The following is a 19,483-nucleotide window of genomic DNA, read 5'->3' as shown; positions in this document are numbered from 1 at the left end:
GTTCACCTCCTGGTGGCCTGGCGGCGTATCCACAGGTTGAACAGGACGGCGAGCAGCAGCATCGCGCCGAGGAAGAAGGAGAACCAGTCGGGCTCCCAGTCGGCGTAGACGATGCCCTGCGACGCCATGCCGAAGAGGAACGCGCCGACGACCGGCCCGGCGATCGAGCCGTAGCCGCCGGTGAGCAGGCAGCCGCCGATGACGGCCGCCGCGATGTACAGCAGCTCGTTGCCGACACCGCCGCCCGACTGGACGGTGTTGAACGCGAACAGGTGGTGCATGCCGACGAACCAGGCGGCGAAGCCGACCGTCATGAACAGCGTGACGCGGACGAACGTGACCGGCACCCCGGCCGCCCGCGCCGCCGCCGCGTCCCCGCCGACCGCGAACACCCAGCTGCCGAACCGCGTCCGCAGCAGCACCCAGCTCGCGAGCGCCGCGAAGCCCAGCCACCACAGCACGGTCACGCGCAGGTGCGTCCCGCCGATGGTGAGCGTGGAGGAGAACACCGCCTCGGCCGCCGGGAAGCCCTCCATGTCGCTGATGGAGTCGGTCGCGACATTGCCCGTGACGGCCTTGGTGATCGCGATGTTGAGGCCCTGGAGCATCAGGAAGGTCGCCAGGGTGACGAGGAAGCTGGGCAGCCGCGTGCGGACCAGCAGGAAGCCGTTGAACGCGCCGATGGTGAGGGAGAGGACGAGCGCGGCGAGCACGCCCGACCAGACGTTCAGCGTGAACTGGAACGCGACCATGCTCGCCGTCAGCGAGGACGTCACGACGGCGACGCCCGCCGACAGGTCGAACTCGCCGCCGATCATCAGCAGCGCCACGGCGACGGCCATGATGCCGAGCGTGGACGACTGGTAGAGGACGGTCGCGAGCGAGTCGAACTGCCGGAAGGGCGGCGCGACGATCCAGAAGAGGAGGTAGACGGCGGCCGCCCCGGCGAGGGCGCCCGTGCCGGGGCGGGCGAGGGCGCGGCGCAGCGCGGCGGGGGTGCGGGAGGCGGCGGGGGGCGCCGCGGCGGCGGTCACCGGGTGCCGTTCTCGATGTAGTCGGCGATGTCCTCCAGGCTGTCGCCGTCCACGAAGGCGGGGCCGGTGAGGACGGGTTCCTCGCCGCCGCCGCTGACGTTGCCGTTGAAGCGGTGCAGCCACAACGCGTCGACGGCCAGGTAGCCCTGGAGGTACGGCTGCTGGTCGACGGCGAACGCGATGTCGCCGTCCCTGATGGCCGTCGCCAGCTCGGGGTTGAGGTCGAACGTGGCGATGCCCGCGTCGCTGCCCGCGTCCTCGACCGACCCGACGGCGGCGAGGGCGAAGGGCGCGCCGAGCGCGACGACGTAGTCGATCGAGCTGTCCTGCCGCAGGCGCGCCTCGACGGTGGAGCGCACGGACGGCATGTCGGTGCCGTCCACGTAGAGCGTCTCCAGCTCGCCCTCGAAGGTCTCGGCGACACCGGCGCAGCGCTGCTCCTGCGAGACGTTGCCCTGCTCGTGGACGACGCACACGCCGTGCTCGGCGTCGAGGTCGTTGAGCCGGTCGCCGAAGGCGCGGCCGGTGACGGACTCGTCCTGCCCGAAGTACGACAGCAGGCCCGCCTCGCGCCAGGAGGGCAGGCCCGCGTTGAGGCCCACGACGGGGATGCCCGCGTCGTGGGCGCGGGCTATGGCGCCGGAGAGCGCCTCGGGGTCGGGCATGGTGAGGGCGATGCCGTCGACGTCCTGGTCCACGGCGTTCTCGATGAGCGCGGCCTGCTCGGAGGCGGACGGGTCGCCCGCGTAGATCAGTTCGGCGTTGTCCTTGTCGGCGGCCTGTTCCGCGCCCTTGCGGACGGTGTCCCAGAACGTGTCGCCCGGCGCGCCGTGGGTGATCAGCGCGACGGTGATGCGCGGGGTGTCGGCGCGGCCCGCGGCGGCGGCCTCCTCGGCGCGTTCCCTGGCGGCGCGTCCGCCGGTGTCGCTGGTGCAGCCGGCGAGGAGCAGCGCGCCCGCGGCGCACGCGGCCGCGAGCGCGACGGGTCTGGTCCGTTGCATCGTCCGTACCTCACTTCGCTGTGAGAGAGCCGGGCTGTGAGAGAGCCGGGAGAGGGGGCAGGTGGTGGAACGGAGCAAACCGTCCGGGAGGGCAGGCTGTCAATAGGTTGTCAGGACAACATGTCAATCACACGTGCGTGTTGCTGTCTTTATGTCAGTACAAACCATTGACACCCGGCCCGGCACCGGCCGAACCTGGGGGCACGGCACCGGTACGCGAGCGAAGGAGCAGCGGCTGTGGACGTCATCACCATGGGTCGTATCGGAGTCGATATCTACCCGCTCCAGACGGGTGTCCCCCTGGCGCGCGTCGAATCCTTCGGGAAGTTCCTGGGCGGTTCGGCGACGAACGTGGCGGTGGCGGCGGCGCGGCTGGGGCGTTCGGCGGCGGTCGTCACGCGGACGGGGCTCGACCCGTTCGGCGACTACTGCCGGGAGGCGCTGGCGGACTTCGGCGTGGACGCGCGCTGGGCGACGGGCGTGCCGGGGCCGCCGACGCCCGTCACGTTCTGCGAGATCTTCCCGCCCGATCACTTCCCGCTGTACTTCTACCGCTATCCGAAAGCACCCGATCTCGAACTGCGCGCGGACGAACTCGACATGGACGCCATCGCCGGGGCACGCGTCTTCTGGATGACGGGCACCGGCCTGTGCGCCGAGCCGAGCCGTACCGCGACCCTCGCCGCCCTCGCCGCCCGGCACGCGGCGGGCGGCGGCACGGCCACCGTCTTCGACCTCGACTGGCGGCCGATGTTCTGGCCGGACGGCGACCCCGGCGCCGCACGCCCCCACTACCGCGCCGCCCTCGCCCACGCGACCGTCGCCGTGGGCAACCTGACCGAGTGCCGCGTCGCCACCGGCGCGCACACCCCGCGCGAATGCGCCGACGCGCTCCTGGCCGCCGGGGTCGAACTGGCCGTCGTCAAGCAGGGCCCGGACGGCGTGCTCGCCGCGCACCGCGACGGCACGGTGGCCCACGTGCCGCCGCACCCGGTCGAGGTGGTCAACGGGCTCGGCGCGGGAGACGCGTTCGGCGGCGCCCTGTGCCACGGCCTGCTGGCCGGCTGGGACCCGGCGCGCACCGTGCGCTACGCCAACGCCGCCGGAGCCATCGTCGCGGGGCGGCTCGCCTGCTCCACCGCGATGCCCTACCCCGAGGAGGTGGAGGCGCTGCTGGCCGGCGCCTCCCGTGAGGAGCAGGTGTGACGATCCCCATCGCCGATCTCCCGCTGGTGCGCAGCCGCCACCCGGAGGCCGTCGCCGAGGCCGCCGCGCGGCGCGCCCGCCGCCCCCTCCTGGGTGCCATGGGACGGCTGCTGATCGTCGCCGCCGACCACCCGGCGCGCGGCGCGCTGGCCGTGGGCGGCAGGCCGCTGGCCATGGCCGACCGCTACGAGCTGCTGGAACGGCTGCTGACCGCCCTCGCCCAGCCGGGCGTGGACGGCGTGCTGGCCACCGCCGATGTCCTGGAGGACCTGCTGCTCCTCGGCGCGCTGGAGAACCGGGTCGTCATGGGCTCGATGAACCGGGGCGGCCTGGCGGGAGCCGCGTTCGAACTGGACGACCGGTTCACGGGGATGCGCGCGCAGGACATCGAGCGCCGGGGCTTCGACGCGGGGAAGCTGCTGCTGCGCATCGACCGCTCCGACCCCGGGTCGGTCGCGACGATGGAGGCGGCGGCGCGCGCGGTGGACGCCATGGCGGAACGGAAGCTTCCGGTCTTCGTCGAGCCGTTCCTGTGCCGCAGGCGGCCGGGCGAGCGGCCGGTGAGCGACCTGGGCGCGGCGGCCGTCATGACGTCGATGGCCATCGCGTCGGGCCTCGGCGGCACCTCCGCGTACACCTGGCTGAAGGTCCCCGTGACGGACGACGCGCAGACCGACCCCGAGGCCATGGAACGGGTCCTGTCCGCGTCCACCCTGCCCGCCGTCCTGCTGGGCGGCGACGTGCGCGGCGACCCGGACGCGATGTACGAGCGGTGGCGCGCGGCGCTGCGGCTGCCCGGCGTGCGCGGTCTCGTCGTCGGGCGGTCGCTGCTGTACCCGCCGGACGGCGACGTGGCGAAGGCCGTCCGCACCGCCGCGTCGCTGCTGTGACCCCGCCCACTGTGCGAGAGGAGCACCCCGTGTCCGGGACCAAGGACCTCCATCTGCCCGCCGGGACGGCCGCGTCAGGCCCGTACCTGCTGGACGTCTCCCCTGCCACGGCCGGGTGGACGTACTCGTCGCTGCGCGTCCTGCGGCTCGCGCCCGGCGGGAGCCACACGTACGCCGCCGGGGACAGCGAGTGGATCGTGCTGCCGCTTGCGGGCGGCTGCGAGGTGGCGGCGGACGGGGAGACGTTCGCGCTCGCCGGGCGGCGGGACGTCTTCGCGGGCGTCAGCGACTTCGCGTACGTGCCGCGCGGCGCGGAGGTGACGGTCGCCTCGGCGGGCGGCGGGCGGTTCGCGCTGGCCGGGGCGCGCTGCGAGCGGCGGCTCCCGGCGCGGTACGGACCGGCGGGCGGGGTGCCGGTCGAGCTGCGCGGCGCGGGGGTGTGCTCGCGGCAGGTCAACAACTTCGCGGCGGCCGGGGTGTTCGCGGCGGACCGGCTGATCGCCGTCGAGGTGCTGACCCCGGGCGGCAACTGGTCGTCGTACCCGCCGCACAAGCACGACGCGTCGCGGCCGGGCGAGGAGTCCCGGCTTGAGGAGATCTACTACTTCGAGATCGCCGACTCCCCCGCCGGGACACCGGGCGCCGGCTACCAGCGCGTGTCCCCGTCGGGGCACGGGTCGGGCAGCGACGTGCTGGCGGAGGTGCGCGGCGGGGACGCCGTGCTGATCCCGGACGGCTGGCATGGGCCTGCGATGGCGGCTCCGGGGCACGACATGTACTACCTCAACGTCATGGCGGGGCCCGACCCGGACCGCGCCTGGCTGATCCAGGACCACCCGGACCACGCGTGGCTGCGCGACACCTGGCGGGACACGCCGGTGGACCCGCGGCTGCCGCTGTACGGGACGCCGGCCCCGCAGGGAGAGGAGACCAACCGGTGAGCAGAATTCGCCTGACAGTGGCGCAGGCGCTCGTACGGTTCCTGGCCGCGCAGTACAGCGAGCGGGACGGGGAGCGGCATCGGCTGATCGAGGCGTGCTGGGGAATCTTCGGTCACGGGAACGTGGCGGGCATCGGGCAGGCACTCGTGGAGAACGGGCAGGGCGCGGGGGCGCCGCTGCCGTACCTCCAGGGCCGCAGCGAACAGGCCATGGTGCACGCGGCCGTAGGGTTCGCGCGGCAGCGCGACCGGTTGTCCGCGCAGGCCGTCACGACATCGATCGGGCCCGGCGCGACCAACCTCGTCACCGGCGCCGCGCTCGCCACCGTCAACCGGCTGCCCGTACTGCTGCTGCCGGGCGACACGTTCGCGACCCGCCCCGCCGACCCCGTGCTCCAGCAGCTCGAACACCCGGACGCGGGCGACATCTCGGTGAACGACGCGCTGCGGCCCGTCAGCCGCTGGTTCGACCGCGTGCACAGGCCGGAGGCGCTGATCCCCGCCGCGCTGCACGCGATGCGCGTCCTCACCGACCCCGCGAAGACCGGCGCCGTCACCCTCGCGCTGCCGCAGGACGTGCAGGCCGAGGCGTACGCGTGGCCCGAGGAGTTCTTCGCCGAACGCGTCTGGCACATCCCGCGCCCCGCCCCCGACGCGGACGCCCTGGCCCGGGTGGCGGACGCCGTACGCGCCGCCCACCGCCCGCTGCTGGTCGCGGGCGGCGGGGTGCATCACAGCCGCGCCGAGGACGCCCTGCGCGCGCTGGCCGACGCGACCGGCATCCCCGTCGCGTCCACCCAGGCGGGCAAGGGCTCACTGTGCCACGACCACCCGTGCGACGTGGGCGGCATCGGCCACACCGGCACCGCCGTCGCCGACGACCTCGCCCGTACGGCCGACCTGGTGCTCGGCGTCGGCACCCGCTGGACCGACTTCACCACCGCGTCCGGCACCCTCTTCCAGCACCCCGGCGTGCGCTTCGCCAGCCTCACCGTCTCCGCGGACGACGCGCACAAGATGGCGGGCCTGCCCCTCGTCGCCGACGCCCGCGCCGGACTCGACGCACTGACCGCCGCCCTGGCCGGACACCACGTCACCGACGCGTACCGCGAGGAGTACGCGGCGGGCCGTGCCGCGTGGGCGGACGTCACCACATCGGTGGTGCTGCCCGCCGACGACCAGGCGCCGCCCACCCAGCCGCAGGTCCTCGGCGCGCTGGCCGCCGTCGTGGGGGACGACGACGTGATCATCAACGCCGCGGGCTCCCTCCCCGGCGACCTGCACCGTTACTGGCGCGCCCGCTCGCCCCGGCAGTACCACGTGGAGTACGGCTACTCCTGTATGGGCTACGAGATCCCCGCCGCCATCGGCGTCCGGCTCGCCGCGCCCGACCGCACGGTCTGGGCGCTGGTCGGCGACGGCACGTACCTCATGGGCCCCACCGAACTGGTGACGGCTGTGCAGGAGGGCGTCCCCGTGAAGCTCGTGCTGCTCCAGAACCACGGGTACGCGTCCATCGGCGGCCTGTCCGAGCAGACCGGCGCCGAGCGCTTCGGCACCGCCTACCGCTTCCGCGCGGCGGACGGCTCGTACACCGGCGACCCGCTGCCCGTCGATCTGGCGGCCAACGCCGCGTCGTTCGGCCTGCGGGTGCTGCGCGCCCGTACGTGGGCCGAGCTGCGCGCCGCCCTCGCGCAGGCACGCGACGAGCCCGGCCCGGTGTGCGTGTACGTCGAGACCGACCCCGCGCCGTCGGGGCCGCCGCCGCAGGCCTGGTGGGACGTGCCGGTGGCGGGGACGTCGGAACGGCCCGCCGCGCGGGCGGCCCGGACGGCGTACGAACGGGCGGTACGCGACCGCCGCCACCACCTCTGAAAGCCCCCTTCCCCCTTCCTTCGACCGCCTCCCTTCGACCGCTGAGGACGCACCGCATGACCGACACGCACACCATCGGCCACTTCATCGACAACACCGCCGTGCCCGGCACGTCCGGCCGCACCGGCCCGGTCTTCGACCCGGCCACCGGCGCACGCACGCGGGAGGTGGCGCTCGCCTCGGCCGGTGAGGTGGACGCGGCGGTGGCGTCGGCGCTCGCGGCGTACCGCGCGGGCTGGGGCACCGCGTCCCTCGCGCGCCGCACGGCGCTGCTGTTCCGCTACCGCGCGCTGCTCGACGAGCGGCGCGACGAGCTGGCCGCGCTGATCACGGCGGAGCACGGCAAGGTGCGCTCCGACGCGCTGGGCGAGGTGGCGCGCGGCCTGGAGATCGTGGAACTGGCCTGCGGCATCGCGGAGAAGCTGAAGGGGCAGCTGTCCACGGAGGTCTCGACGGGCGTGGACGTCGCGTCGCTGCGGCAGCCGCTGGGGGTGGTGGCGGGCATCACGCCGTTCAACTTCCCGGCGATGGTGCCGCTGTGGATGTTCCCGCTGGCCGTGGCGTGCGGGAACACGTTCGTCCTCAAGCCGAGCGAGAAGGACCCGTCCGCCGGGACGCTGCTGGCGGCGCTGGCGGCCGAGGCGGGCTTCCCGCCCGGGGTGCTGAACGTGGTGAACGGCGACCGGGAGGCCGTCGACCGGCTGCTGGCCCACCCGGACGTCGCGGCCGTCAGCTTCGTCGGCTCCACGCCGGTGGCGGCGGCGGTGCACCGCACGGCCACCGAGCACGGCAAGCGCGTGCAGGCGCTCGGCGGCGCGAAGAACCACATGCTGGTGCTGCCCGACGCGGACCTCGACGTGGCGGCGGACGGCGCGGTCGGCGCGGCGTACGGGTCGGCGGGCGAGCGGTGCATGGCGGTCTCCGTCGTGGTCGCGGTGGGCGAGGAGACGGCGGACGGCCTGGTGGCGCGGATCGCCGAACGGGCGCGCGCGCTGCGGATCGGCCCCGGCGACGACCCGGCGTCCGAGATGGGGCCGCTCATCACGGCCGAGCACCGCGACGCGGTGGAGGGGTACGTCACGGGCGCGCTGGAGCAGGGCGCGGAACTCGTCGTGGACGGCGCCGGGCTGACGGTACCGGGGCACGAGGACGGTTTCTTCCTGGGCGTCTCGCTGCTCGACCGGGTGTCCCCGGACATGGACGCCTACCGGGACGAGATCTTCGGGCCGGTGCTGTGCGTCGTGCGGGTCGCGGACTACGCCGAGGCGATCGCGCTGATCAACGCGTCGCGCTGGGGCAACGGCGCGGCCGTCTTCACGCGGGACGGCGGCGCGGCGCGGCGCTTCCAGCTGGAGGTGGCCGCCGGGATGGTGGGCGTGAACGTGCCGATCCCGGTGCCGGTGGGCTACCACTCGTTCGGCGGCTGGAAGGACTCGCTCTTCGGCGACCACCACGTGTACGGCGACGACGGCGTGCGGTTCTACACCCGGGGCAAGGTGGTGACGACGCGGTGGCCCGACCCGGCGGACGGCGGGGTGGACCTGGGTTTCCCGCAGCACAGGTAGGCGGGGCTCGCCGGGCGGGTGCGACGAGCGGGTGCGACGGGCGGGCGGGGCCGGTAAGGGGCGCGTGGCGGTGGTCACGGCCTGGCGTGTACCGGTTTCGCCGGGATCTTTTCAGATCGGCCACGGATGTCACCATGACGCGGGCCGCCCGTCACAGCTGGCCGACAGACCCTGACCCGCCTCCCGGCGCGTCGTTCTCCGGGGCGGGACTGACGCGCCGTCAGGAATCCGCCGCCCGGCGGGCCGCCGAGGGAGGAGCGACGAGATGACGCAGCAGGGGATGACGCAACCGGGCCTGTGGTCCTACAAGGAGATCGCCGCCCACATCCGGGTGCAGCCGGACACCGTGCGCTCCTACCGCAAGCACGGCCTGCTCCCGCCACCCGATGTGGTGGAGCGGGGCAGGCCGTTCTGGTATCCGGACACGATCAGGGAGTGGGTCACGCGCCGCCCGGGGCATCGGGGACGCAGGGCGTAGGAGCGGGGACGGGGCGCGGGCCGCCGGGGGAACCGGCGTTCCCCTCCCGGGGGCCGCCGTCGCCGCCGCAGCGGCTGAGGAGTTGGGCGACGGCGGCCACGACGAGGGAGACGCCGGTGCCGATGAAGAGGGAGGGCCAAGCGCCGCCGAGGGCGGAGCCGCCCCAGTAGCCGATGCCCACGCTGTAGGAGGCCCAGATGAGTTCGGCGATCCCGGCGCCGAGGAGGTAGCGGCGGGCCGGGTAGCCGACCACGGCGGCGGTCAGGCCGCCGACGACCCGGCCGCTGGGGACGAAGCGCACGCCGATGACGAACGGGAGCCCGTACGCGTGCATCCGGCTCGCCGTCCACTCCAGGGCGGCGCTGCGGCGGGGGGTGCGGTGCAGCCAGCGCAGGGCGCGGCGGCTGCCGAGCAGGCCGCAGCCGTAGATGATCGCGTCACCGGCGAGCGCGCTGCCCGCGACGACGAACAGCACCATCGGCAGGCTCATGTCGCCGGACTGCGCGAGCGCTCCGGCGGAGGCGATGAGGGCGGCGTTGGGCACCAGGGGGGGCGCGGTCGTGAGGGCGAGCAGCACGTACATCCACAGTGCGCCGTCCATGCGTTCGTCCGTTTCCTTGTGCGGGGTTTCCCCCGGTGAATCAACCTGTCAATCAAAGCTGACATGTGAGACGTGGCGCAGTGAACATCTTTTCATCATGACCAGGGACCGGCGCGGGTTTTCCCGGAGCCGCCGGGCGGCGCACCCCCGGGACGGACTCGGGGTTCCCCCGGACGCCGCCCCCGACGGACGCCCCGCTCCCCACTCTGACGGGCGCTCAGACCCTCTTCCACCGCGCTTCCTCCAATGCCGCGCGCCGAATGCCGTGGGATACGCGCAGAGACATCGCTCCCCATCCCTGAGTGACGCGGCGCGGGGCGGCGGGGTTGAGAGGGCGGGCGGGGACAGGGGCGGCCGGGACGCCCGCCCGCCTATACCCCTGAGGGGTATATAATCCCGGCAGGAGCGGGGGGACAGGACGTGAAGGGAATGAGGACGCGATGAGCACCGTCACCTACCAGGTCTCCGGAATGACCTGTGCCCACTGTGAGAAAAGTGTGTCCGAGGAGGTCTCGGCGCTGCCGGGCGTCCGCGACGTGACGGCCGCCGCCGCGACGGGCCTGGTCACCGTGACGGCGGACGAGCCGCTGGACGACGAGGCGGTGCGCGGCGCCGTGGACGAGGCGGGGTACGACCTCGTCGGCCGCGCCTGACCCGGGCGCGCGGCGCCTCCGCTCCGGGGGCGCGCACGGCGCGCCGCGCGCCGTGCGATGGGAGCGCGCACACACCCGTGACCGGCGTGTACGCAGACACGCGCCCCGGGCGCACCGCTACCTGACGGTGCGCCCGGGGCGACGTCGTGGATCGGGGGCGGGCGGCCCGGGAAATGAGAAGCGCCCCGCCGACGGGTCCCCCCACAGGGCCCGGCACGGGGCGCTTCCTGCCGTCCGCTCAGAGCGTCCCCCCACGGGACCCCGGGCCGGACGGCCGTCGGCGTGGGTCCAGCCGAACCCGCGCCAACACTGACCGGTTAGACCCACAACTCCTTCGAAGGTTGCACACCTGATGATGTGACCTACGTCACATCATCGGCCCTGCCGTCAGCGCTGCTCCACCGGCACGTAATCCCGCTCGGCCACACCGGTGTAGACCTGGCGCGGACGGCCGATGCGCGTGGTCGGGTCGCTGATCATCTCGTGCCACTGGGCGATCCAGCCGGGCAGCCGGCCGAGGGCGAACAGCACGGTGAACATGCTGGTCGGGAAGCCCATGGCCCGGTAGATCAGACCGGTGTAGAAGTCCACGTTCGGGTAGAGGTTGCGCGAGACGAAGTAGTCGTCGCTGAGCGCGTGCTCCTCCAGGCGCAGCGCGATGTCCAGCAGTTCGTCGGACTTGCCGAGCGCGGAGAGCACGTCGTGCGCCGCCGCCTTGATGATCTTGGCGCGCGGGTCGAAGCTCTTGTACACCCGGTGGCCGAAGCCCATCAGGCGGACGCCCTCCTCCTTGTTCTTCACCCGGCGGATGAAGGAGTCGACGTCACCGCCCTCGGCCTGGATGCGCTCCAGCATCTCCAGGACGGCCGCGTTGGCGCCGCCGTGCAGCGGGCCCCACAGCGCGTTGATGCCGGCGGAGATGGAGACGAACAGGTTGGCCTGGGAGGAGCCGACGAGCCGTACCGTGGACGTCGAACAGTTCTGCTCGTGGTCCGCGTGCAGGATCAGCAGCTTCTCCAGCGCGCTGACGACGACCGGGTCCAGCTCGTACTCCTCGGCCGGGACCGAGAAGGTCATGCGGAGGAAGTTCTCGACGTAGCCCAGGTCGTTGCGGGGGTAGACGACCGGGTGGCCGACGGCTTTCTTGAACGCGTACGCGGCGATCGTCGGGAGTTTGGCGAGCAGCCGGATCGTGGAGATGTAGCGCTGCCGCTCGTCGAACGGGTTGTGGCTGTCCTGGTAGAAGGTGGACAGCGCGCTGACCACGGAGGTCAGCATGGCCATCGGGTGCGCGTCGGTCGGGAAGCCGTCGAAGAACCGCTTCACGTCCTCGTGCAGCAGCGTGTGCTGCGAGATCTCCCGGCGGAAGGCCGCCAGCTCGTCCACGGTCGGCAGCTCGCCGTTGATGAGCAGGTAGGCGGTCTCCAGGAACGAGCCGCGCTCCGCGAGCTGCTCGATCGGATAGCCGCGGTACCTGAGGATGCCCTGCTCACCGTCGAGGTAGGTGATCGCCGAGGTGGCCGAGGAGGTGTTGCCGAAACCGGAGTCCAGGGTCACCAGACCGGTCTGGGCGCGGAGCTTGCCGATGTCGAAGCCCTTGTCGCCCACCGAGCTGTCCACGATCGGGTAGGAGTGCTCCTCGCCCTGGTACCGCATTACTACGGCATTGTCTGCGCTGTCGCTGTTGCGGTTTTCGCTCACGTCTTCCCTCACCGACGTCTGGCCTCTTCTTCGAGGTGTCCGGAGTTCTTCCAGGTGCCCTGACTCCCTCCACTGTCCCCCATCTGGGCCCACAATGTGCACTCGGGGTCGGCCATGTGGCAAAAATCTGGCACGGCGTGCCGCCGTAAGCGGGAGATTTACGGATGGTCCGGGCGCGGTATCCGCCCGGCGAGCCTGGCGTCCAGTGCCGTGCACCGCCGCCCGGCCGAGACGGCCCGCACCGCCTGCCCCAGGGCCCGCCGGGAGCCCACGAGCACCACGAGCCGCTTCGCGCGGGTGACCGCCGTATACAAAAGGTTCCGCTGGAGCATCATCCAGGCACTCGTCGTGACCGGAATGACCACGCAGGGGTACTCGCTGCCCTGCGAGCGGTGGATCGTGACGGCGTACGCGTGGGCCAGCTCGTCCAGCTCGGCGAAGTCGTACACGATGTCCTCGTCCTCGTCGGTGCGGACGGTGAGCCGCTGCTCGTCGGGGTCGAGGGCGGTGACGACGCCGACCGTCCCGTTGAAGACGCCGTTGGCGCCCTTCTCGTAGTTGTTGCGTATCTGCGTGACCTTGTCGCCGACGCGGAAGACGCGGCCGCCGAAGCGCTTCTCGGCCAGCCCGGGGCGCGCCGGGGTGACGGACTGCTGGAGGAGCCCGTTCAGCGCGCCGGCCCCGGCCGGGCCACGGTGCATCGGGGTGAGGACCTGCACGTCGCGGCGCGGGTCGAGGCCGAAGCGCGCGGGGACGCGCCTGGCCGCCACGTCCACCGCGAGCCTGCCCGCTTCCTCCGTGTCCTCCTCGGCGAAGAGGAAGAAGTCCGGCAGCCCCTCGGTGACCGGCGGCAGCCCCTGGTTGATGCGGTGCGCGTTCGTCACGACGCCGGACTTCTGCGCCTGGCGGAAGATGCGCGTCAACCGGACGGCGGGGACGGGCGATCCCGGCGCGAGCAGGTCGCGCAGCACCTCCCCCGCGCCGACCGAGGGCAGCTGGTCCACGTCCCCGACGAGCAGCAGGTGCGCGCCCGGCGGCACGGCCTTCGCCAGTTTGTTCGCCAGCAGCAGGTCGAGCATGGACGCCTCGTCCACGACGACGAGGTCCGCGTCCAGCGGGCGGTCGCGGTCGTAGGCCGCGTCGCCGCCCGGCTTCAGCTCCAGCAGCCGGTGGACGGTGGACGCCTCGGCGCCGGTCAGCTCGGCGAGCCGTTTGGCGGCCCGGCCGGTCGGCGCGGCCAGGAGGACCTTCGCCCGCTTGGCCCGCGCCAGTTCGACCACGGACCGCACGGTGAACGACTTGCCGCAGCCGGGCCCGCCGGTGAGGACCGCGACCCGCTCGGTCAGCGCCAGCCTGACCGCCTCCCGCTGCTCGGGCGCCAGCTCGGCCCCGGTGCGGTGGGCGAGCCAGGCGAGGGCCTTGTCCCACTCCACACCGGCGAACGCCGCGAGCCGGTCGTCCTCCGCTCCGAGCAGCCGCCGCAGCTGCCCGGCGAGCGACACCTCGGCCCGGTGGAAGGGCACGAGCCACACGGCGGTGACCATCCCGTCGCCGCCGGGGTCGGGGACCCGCTCGCGGACCACGCCCTCCGGCTCGGCCGCCAGCTCGCCGAGGCAGTCGATGACGAGCCCGGTGTCCACCTGGAGGAGCTTCACGGCGTCCGCGATGAGCCGCTCCTCCGGGAGGTAGCAGTTCCCCTGGTCGGTGGCCTGCGACAGCGCGTACGCGAGGCCGGCCTTCACCCGCTCGGGGCTGTCCTGGGGGATGCCGACGGCGCGGGCGATGCGGTCGGCGGTGAGGAAGCCGATGCCCCACACGTCGGCCGCGAGCCGGTAGGGCTGGTTCTTCACCACGGAGATGGACGCGTCGCCGTACTTCTTGTAGATCCGCACGGCGATGGACGTCGAGACCTCGACGCCCTGGAGGAAGACCATGACCTCCTTGATGGCCTTCTGCTCCTCCCACGCGGCGGCGATCGACGCGGTGCGCTTCGGCCCGAGGCCGGGGACCTCGACGAGCCGCCGCACGTCCGTCTCGATGACGTCGAGCGTGGTGGCGCCGAAGTGCTCCACGATCCGCTCGGCGGTCCGCGGCCCGATGCCCTTGATCAGCCCGGAGCCGAGGTAGCGGCGTATGCCCTGGACGGTGGCGGGGAGGACCGTCGTGTAGTTCTCCACGGTGAACTGCCGCCCGTACTGCGGGTGCGAGCCCCAGCGGCCGGTCATCCGCAGCGACTCCCCCACCTGCGCGCCGAGCAGCGCGCCGACGACGGTCAGCAGCTCGCCGGAGCCGTGCCCGGTGTCGACGCGGGCGACCGTGTATCCGTTCTCCTCGTTGGCATACGTGATGCGTTCGAGAACTCCCTCGACCACAACGCTCTGTGACATGCCTTGACGTTAACCCCCGCCACTGACAACGCGCCGTGAGCAACCGGTGACGGTCGCACGGAGGCTGACGCGGCGTCACCCACACGTGCCCCACCTGCCCCGCCCGCCCCCTTGCCCGCCGGGGAAGGAGGGGACGAGAGTGGCGGTCGAGACCGCCCGCACCACAGGGAGCACCGTGGCCATGACCTCCGCACCCGCCGCCCCCGGCACGCCCGGCCTGACCGTCGAGAACGCCCTCGTCTTCGACGGCTGGTCCGAGGAACTGCGCGAGACGTCGCTGTACGTGCGGGACGGCGTGATCGCCGAGGTGGACAGCCGCGTCACCCGCGCGGCCCGGGTCCTGGACGCGCGGGGCGCCGTCGTGCTCCCCGGCCTGATCGACGCGCACTTCCACGCGTACGGCATCTCCCTCCACGGTTTGGAGTTCGAGGCCGCCCCGCTCAGCTACCTCGCGCTGAAGGGCGCGCGGCGGCTCGAACGCGCCCTGCTGCGCGGCTTCACGACGGTGCGGGACGTCGCGGGCGGCGACATCGGCCTGGCGCGGGCGATCGAGACGGGCCTGGTCCGCGCGCCCCGCTACCTGTACACCGGCCCGGCCCTCAGCCAGACGGGCGGGCACGGCGACGCGCGCCCCGCCGACCTGGAGATCTGCCTGCACGGCGGCCACATGAACGAGGTGGTGGACGGCGTGGACGCCCTGCGCACCGCCGTCCGCGACCGGTTCCGCAAGGGGGCGCACGCCATCAAGATCATGGCGTCGGGCGGCGTGGTGTCCCCGTCCGACCCCCTGCGGCCCGCGCAGTACTCGGCGGAGGAGATCACGGCCGTCACGTCCGAGGCGGCGCGGCGCGGCAGTTACGTCGCGGCCCACGCGTACGCGCCAGAGGCGATCGCCCACGCGGTGGGCAACGGCGTCCGTTCGGTGGAGCACGGGAACCTGCTCGACCCGCCGACCGCCGCGCTGATGGCGGAGCACGGCGCCTACCTGGTGCCCACGCTCGTCACCTACGACGCCATGGACAGGCGCGGCGACGAGGTGGGCCTGCCCGCCGTGGCGCGCGCCAAGAACCGCGAGGTGCTGCACGACGGGGCGGCGGCCGTCGCGCACGCCCTCGCGGCGGGCGTGCCGGTCGGCTTCGGGACCGACCTGATGGGCGACCTGGAGGACGACCAGCTGCTCGGCCTGCGCCTCCAGGCCGAGGCGGTGGGCATGCTCGCCACGCTGCGCTCGGCCACGGCCGTCAACGCGGACCTGTTGCGGCGGGCCGACCTGGGGCGGATCGCACCGGGCGCGCGGGGGGACCTGCTGGTCCTGGACGGCGATCCGTTCACGGACCCCGCCGCGCTGTGGGACGCGGGTCGGCGGCGGACGGTGGTGCGGGGAGGCGTACCGGTGGAGGGGACGGCGCGCTGAGCGGCCCGCGCGCCGCCTGCCGTGGCCGGGGGACGCGACCGGTGCCCGTGCGCGGCAGGGCGCGCGTACCGCCCGGCCTGGCGCGTCCCGGCTGGACGAACGGCCGGGTGAGGGCGCGGACGGGCGGAGAGGCGAGCGCCACGGCCAGGGCCACGGCGGCGGCGATCACGACGGGCGCCTCGTACCAGCGGTCAGCCAAGTCGGTCCAGCCGTGGTGGCGTGCGTAGCGCACGAAGAAGATGTGCAGCAGGTAGACGTACATGCCGCCCGTCCCCAGTGCGGTGATGAGGGGAATGCGGCGGCGTGGGACGAGCCGGATGAGGCAGACGGCCAGCACACCGCCGTACAGCAGCAGCGTTCCCCGTACCAGCCAGGCACCCTCGGCGCCGAAGACGGCGGACTCGCTGCCGTAGTGGCCGCGCATGGGGAGCCAGGCCAGTCTGATGTCGTCCCGCAGCCACCAGACGGCGGCCATGGCCAGCAGGAGCGCGGCGGCGCTGGGCAGCCGGGTCGCGGGCGCGGAGAGGAAACCGCTCAGAAAGCCCTGCCGGATCTTCCAGCCCAGCAGGAAGAACGGGAAGAACGCGACCGCCCGCGATGCCGTGAAGACGGGGCCGAACTCGTCGAAGTAGCCCACAAGCAGCGCCGCGAGCACCGAGAGTGTCAGCGGATGGCGCAGGGCGGCGGCGTACGGCAGCGCCACGCGCCAGAACAGCAGCGCGAGCAGGAACCACAGCCCCCATGCCGTCTCGCCGAGGAAGAACCGCCAGCCGCCGCCCATCAGCCGTATCTGGACGGTGTGCGCGGCGCTGAAGACCAGGTACGGGACGGCGACGGCCGTCAGCAGCCGCCGCGCCGCGCGGGCGTCGGGGACGCGGGCCGAGCTGAAGTAGCCGCACACCAGGGCGAGGACGGGGATGCGCAGCGGCCAGGTGGCGATGTAGAGCCAGCGCATGGAGTCCAGGTCGCGGATCTCCTCGATCGCGTGGCCGACCACGACGAGGGTCCCGGCGAGCCAGCGCGCGGTGTCCCAGCGCGGATCACGGGAGGCGGCGGCCTGGGGACGGGTGGGCGGGGTGGGCGTCACGTCCACTGGATGTCCAGGGCGGGGCGCGCGTTACGGGTCACGGTGCCCGCGACGGCGTAGGCGCGGTGGCGTGGACCGGCTGGGACCGCAGTGTGCCCGGCGGGCAGCCGGTGCACCTCCGCGACCGCTCATCCGCCCGCCCGGCTCGCCCCTTCCACCGCGGGGAAGGGTGGCCGGCGAGGGCATGCCGTCACCCGCGCTCTCGGCACAAGGACCTGTGCGGTGCCTGGGTGCGGCGCGGCCGGGCACCCCCAGACGGTGGCATGGCCCGTGCCGCCGCCGAAGTCCTCGGTTCCGAGCCGGGGTACGCGTTGCCCGGGACGGTCGATTCCGGTTCTCCTCCGGGCCGTGCGACCGTGACAGATTGGAGGCGCTGTCCGTGCGCCGTCTGGGCGGCGCATCGCTGTCCCGGCGGGGAAACCCCGCCCGACGGGCTGGTCGAACGCGTCGTCACCGCCCCCGCGCGCCATGCGGGGGGGCGAGGCGGCCGGCGGCACTGCCTCCCGCCTGGCCTTCCGCCCGGCGAGAGCCGGGCGGAAGGCGTGGCGCGAAGGGGGTCAGAGGACGTGCGCGCGGTAGCGGGCGACGGTCTCCGCCAGCACCTCCTGCCCGTCCCTGGCCCACAGCCCGTCGTTGAAGATCTCCACCTCGACCGGTCCCGTGTACCCGGCCGCGCCCACCTGGTCGCGGAACCACCGCATGTCCACGGCCCCGTCGCCGATCTGGCCGCGCCCGTTGAGCACGCCCTCCGGCAGCGGCGTCACCCAGTCGGCGAGCTGGAAGCAGTGGATGCGGCCGCCCTCGCCCGCGCGGCGGATCTGCGCGGCGACCGTGTCGTCCCACCACAGGTGGTAGGTGTCCACGACGATGCCGACCTGCTCGGCCGGGAACCGCTCGGCGATGTCCAGGGCCTGGGCCAGCGTGGACACCACGCAGCGGTCGGACGCGAACATCGGGTGCAGCGGCTCCACCGCCAGCCGCACCCCGCGTTCGGCGGCGTACGGGCCCAGTTCGGCGAGCGCGTCGGCGATGCGTTCGCGGGCGCCCGCCAGGTCCTTGCTGCCCGGCGGGAGGCCGCCGGAGACGAGGACGAGGGTGTCGGTGCCCAGGGTCGCGGCCTCGTCGACCGCCGCGCGGTTGTCGTCCAGCGCGGCGGCGCGCGCGGCCGGTTCTGTCGCGGTGAGGAAGCCGCCGCGGCACAGGGAGGTGACGGCCAGCCCGGCGTCGCGGACCAGCTTGGCGGCGGCGTCGAGGCCGTACGCCCGGACGGGTTCACGCCAGAGTCCCACTCCGGGAACTCTGAGTGACGACAGGCCGTTGACCAGGGCGGGAAGGGACAGCTGTTTGGCCGTCATCTGGTTCACCGAGAAGCCGAGGAGGTCCGTGACCGTGTTGCCGTCCGTCACCGCGGGTTCCTTTGCATCGTCCGTCGCCGTGTCCGCTGCCGTACCGCTCGCCCTGCTCGTGTCGCTCGTGTCGCTCGCCCTGCTCACGGCGCCACCCCGTACACCGCCAGCAGGCGCGCCATGCGCTCCTCCGCGAGCCCGGGGTCGGGGAACAGGCCGAGGCCGTCCGCCAGTTCGTAGGCCCGCGCCAGGTGCGGCAGCGACCTGGCCGACTGGAGGCCGCCCGCCATCACGAAGTGCTCCTGGTGCCCGGCCAGCCACGCCAGGAGGACCACACCCGTCTTGTAGAAACGCGTCGGCGCCTGGAAGAGGTGCCGGGACAGCGGCACCGTCGGGTCGAGGGCCGCCCGGAAGCCCGCCGTGTCCCCGGTGTCCAGGGTGCGGACCGCGTGCGCGGCCAGCGGGCCGAGCGGGTCGAAGATGCCGAGCAGCGCGTGGCTGAAGCCGCGTTCGTCCCCGGCGATCAGCTCGGGGTAGTGGAAGTCGTCGCCCGTGTAGCAGCGCACGCCGCGCGGCAGGCGGCGCCGCAGCTCCACCTCGCGCCGGGCGTCGAGCAGGGACACCTTCACGCCGTCCACCTTGTCCGGGTGTGCGGCGATGACGGCGAGGAACGTCTCGGTCGCCTCGTCCAGGTCGGCGCTGCCCCAGTAGCCGGCGAGCGCGGGGTCGAACATCGGGCCGAGCCAGTGCAGGATCACCGGCTCCGCGGCCTGCCGCAGCAGGTGCCCGTAGACGGTCAGGTAGTCCTCCGGGCCGGTGGCCGCCGCGGCGAGCGCGCGGGACGCCATGAGGATGGCCTGCGCGCCCGTCTCCTCGACGACGGCGAGCTGTTCCTCGTACGCGCGCCGCACCTCGTCGGGCGACGCGGGACCGGTCAGCTGGTCGGTGCCCACGCCGCAGGCGATCCGGCCGCCGACGGCGCGCGCCTCCGCGCCCGAGCGGCGGATCAGCTCGGCCGCGCCCCGCCAGTCGAGGCCCATGCCGCGCTGCGCGGTGTCCATGGCCTCGGCGACCCCGAGGCCGTGCGACCACAGGTGGTGCCGGAAGGCGAGCGTCGTCTCCCAGTCCACGGCGGCCGGGCCGTCGGGCGTCGTGTCGGCGAACGGGTCGGCCACCACGTGCGCGGCAGAGAAGACGGTCCGCGAGGCGAGCGGCGGCCCGCCGGGCGACAGGCGGGCGGGCTCGGCGCGCGGGGTGTACGCGCGCAGCCCTCCGGTGGCATCAGGCAGTCGGATCATCAGAGTT

16 protein-coding genes are annotated in these 19,483 nt (G+C 73.6%); 8 read left to right on the top strand and 8 right to left on the bottom strand.

What is annotated here, in order from left to right:
• Positions 1-2 precede the first annotated feature (2 nt).
• On the bottom strand, positions 3-1,034 hold the full coding sequence (locus ACIBPC_RS01470) for an ABC transporter permease (RefSeq protein WP_398840488.1): 1,032 nt from the start codon (positions 1,032-1,034) through the stop codon (positions 3-5).
• On the bottom strand, positions 1,031-2,035 hold the full coding sequence (locus ACIBPC_RS01465) for a substrate-binding domain-containing protein (protein ID WP_398840486.1): 1,005 nt from the start codon (positions 2,033-2,035) through the stop codon (positions 1,031-1,033). Before ACIBPC_RS01465 ends, ACIBPC_RS01470 begins: the two co-directional genes overlap by 4 nt.
• Positions 2,036-2,287: 252 nt before the next feature.
• On the opposite strand from ACIBPC_RS01465, the gene iolC reads away from it, so the two are divergent.
• The 6 genes from iolC (at position 2,288) to ACIBPC_RS01435 (ending at position 8,989) form a co-directional block, all read left to right on the top strand.
• Complete coding sequence (iolC, locus tag ACIBPC_RS01460; RefSeq protein WP_398841742.1) at positions 2,288-3,241, top strand: 5-dehydro-2-deoxygluconokinase; 954 nt, start codon at positions 2,288-2,290, stop codon at positions 3,239-3,241.
• The gene (locus tag ACIBPC_RS01455) at positions 3,238-4,131 is read left to right on the top strand and encodes a deoxyribose-phosphate aldolase (RefSeq protein WP_398840485.1); all 894 of its coding nucleotides are present in this window, start codon (positions 3,238-3,240) and stop codon (positions 4,129-4,131) included. Before iolC ends, ACIBPC_RS01455 begins: the two co-directional genes overlap by 4 nt.
• A 29-nt stretch (positions 4,132-4,160) precedes the next feature.
• Entirely contained in the window at positions 4,161-5,072 is a 912-nt protein-coding gene (gene iolB / locus ACIBPC_RS01450; protein ID WP_398840483.1) for a 5-deoxy-glucuronate isomerase, read from the top strand.
• Positions 5,069-6,946, top strand: a complete 1,878-nt coding sequence (gene iolD, locus ACIBPC_RS01445; RefSeq protein ID WP_398840482.1) for a 3D-(3,5/4)-trihydroxycyclohexane-1,2-dione acylhydrolase (decyclizing) — start codon at positions 5,069-5,071, stop codon at positions 6,944-6,946. Before iolB ends, iolD begins: the two co-directional genes overlap by 4 nt.
• Before the next feature lie 56 nt (positions 6,947-7,002).
• Positions 7,003-8,511, top strand: a complete 1,509-nt coding sequence (locus tag ACIBPC_RS01440) for a CoA-acylating methylmalonate-semialdehyde dehydrogenase (RefSeq protein WP_362964707.1) — start codon at positions 7,003-7,005, stop codon at positions 8,509-8,511.
• 280 nt (positions 8,512-8,791) lie between these two features.
• Positions 8,792-8,989: a MerR family transcriptional regulator gene (locus ACIBPC_RS01435; RefSeq protein WP_362964789.1), complete on the top strand. Its 198-nt coding sequence runs from the start codon at positions 8,792-8,794 to the stop codon at positions 8,987-8,989.
• Here the strand turns inward: ACIBPC_RS01435 and ACIBPC_RS01430 are convergent.
• Positions 8,952-9,590 carry a VTT domain-containing protein gene (locus ACIBPC_RS01430; protein ID WP_362964709.1) on the bottom strand — a complete coding sequence of 213 codons (639 nt, stop codon included), beginning with the start codon at positions 9,588-9,590 and terminating at the stop codon, positions 8,952-8,954. The genes ACIBPC_RS01435 and ACIBPC_RS01430 overlap by 38 nt on opposite strands.
• A 440-nt stretch (positions 9,591-10,030) precedes the next feature.
• Here ACIBPC_RS01430 and ACIBPC_RS01425 point away from each other — a divergent pair, with 440 nt between their 5' ends.
• The gene (locus ACIBPC_RS01425) at positions 10,031-10,243 is read left to right on the top strand and encodes a heavy-metal-associated domain-containing protein (protein WP_362964711.1); all 213 of its coding nucleotides are present in this window, start codon (positions 10,031-10,033) and stop codon (positions 10,241-10,243) included.
• Positions 10,244-10,630: 387 nt separating this feature from the next.
• Here ACIBPC_RS01425 and ACIBPC_RS01420 read toward each other — a convergent pair whose 3' ends face one another.
• Together ACIBPC_RS01420 and ACIBPC_RS01415 are read right to left on the bottom strand one after the other, a co-directional pair.
• Positions 10,631-11,899: a citrate synthase gene (locus ACIBPC_RS01420; RefSeq protein ID WP_362964791.1), complete on the bottom strand. Its 1,269-nt coding sequence runs from the start codon at positions 11,897-11,899 to the stop codon at positions 10,631-10,633.
• A gap of 203 nt (positions 11,900-12,102) precedes the next feature.
• Complete coding sequence (locus ACIBPC_RS01415) at positions 12,103-14,331, bottom strand: ATP-dependent RecD-like DNA helicase (protein WP_398840479.1); 2,229 nt, start codon at positions 14,329-14,331, stop codon at positions 12,103-12,105.
• A 181-nt stretch (positions 14,332-14,512) separates the two neighbouring features.
• On the opposite strand from ACIBPC_RS01415, the gene ACIBPC_RS01410 reads away from it, so the two are divergent.
• The gene (locus ACIBPC_RS01410) at positions 14,513-15,745 is read left to right on the top strand and encodes an amidohydrolase family protein (protein WP_398840477.1); all 1,233 of its coding nucleotides are present in this window, start codon (positions 14,513-14,515) and stop codon (positions 15,743-15,745) included.
• Here the strand turns inward: ACIBPC_RS01410 and ACIBPC_RS01405 are convergent.
• The 3 genes from ACIBPC_RS01405 to ACIBPC_RS01395 all read right to left on the bottom strand — a co-directional run bounded on the left by ACIBPC_RS01405 (position 15,660) and on the right by ACIBPC_RS01395 (position 19,479).
• Entirely contained in the window at positions 15,660-16,832 is a 1,173-nt protein-coding gene (locus tag ACIBPC_RS01405) for an acyltransferase family protein (protein ID WP_398840476.1), read from the bottom strand. The two genes, ACIBPC_RS01410 and ACIBPC_RS01405, sit on opposite strands and share 86 nt — an antisense overlap.
• A gap of 557 nt (positions 16,833-17,389) precedes the next feature.
• The gene (locus ACIBPC_RS01400; RefSeq protein ID WP_362964793.1) at positions 17,390-18,187 is read right to left on the bottom strand and encodes a sugar phosphate isomerase/epimerase family protein; all 798 of its coding nucleotides are present in this window, start codon (positions 18,185-18,187) and stop codon (positions 17,390-17,392) included.
• Between the two features lie 134 nt (positions 18,188-18,321).
• On the bottom strand, positions 18,322-19,479 hold the full coding sequence (locus tag ACIBPC_RS01395; protein ID WP_398841741.1) for a dihydrodipicolinate synthase family protein: 1,158 nt from the start codon (positions 19,477-19,479) through the stop codon (positions 18,322-18,324).
• Positions 19,480-19,483: the final 4 nt, after the last annotated feature.

Origin of the sequence: Streptomyces sp. NPDC049879 (genome assembly GCF_044461265.1) — a bacterium.
Taxonomy (GTDB): domain Bacteria; phylum Actinomycetota; class Actinomycetes; order Streptomycetales; family Streptomycetaceae; genus Streptomyces.
Note: the sequence above shows the minus strand (reverse complement) of the source record. Positions and strands in the feature narration are given on the sequence as shown.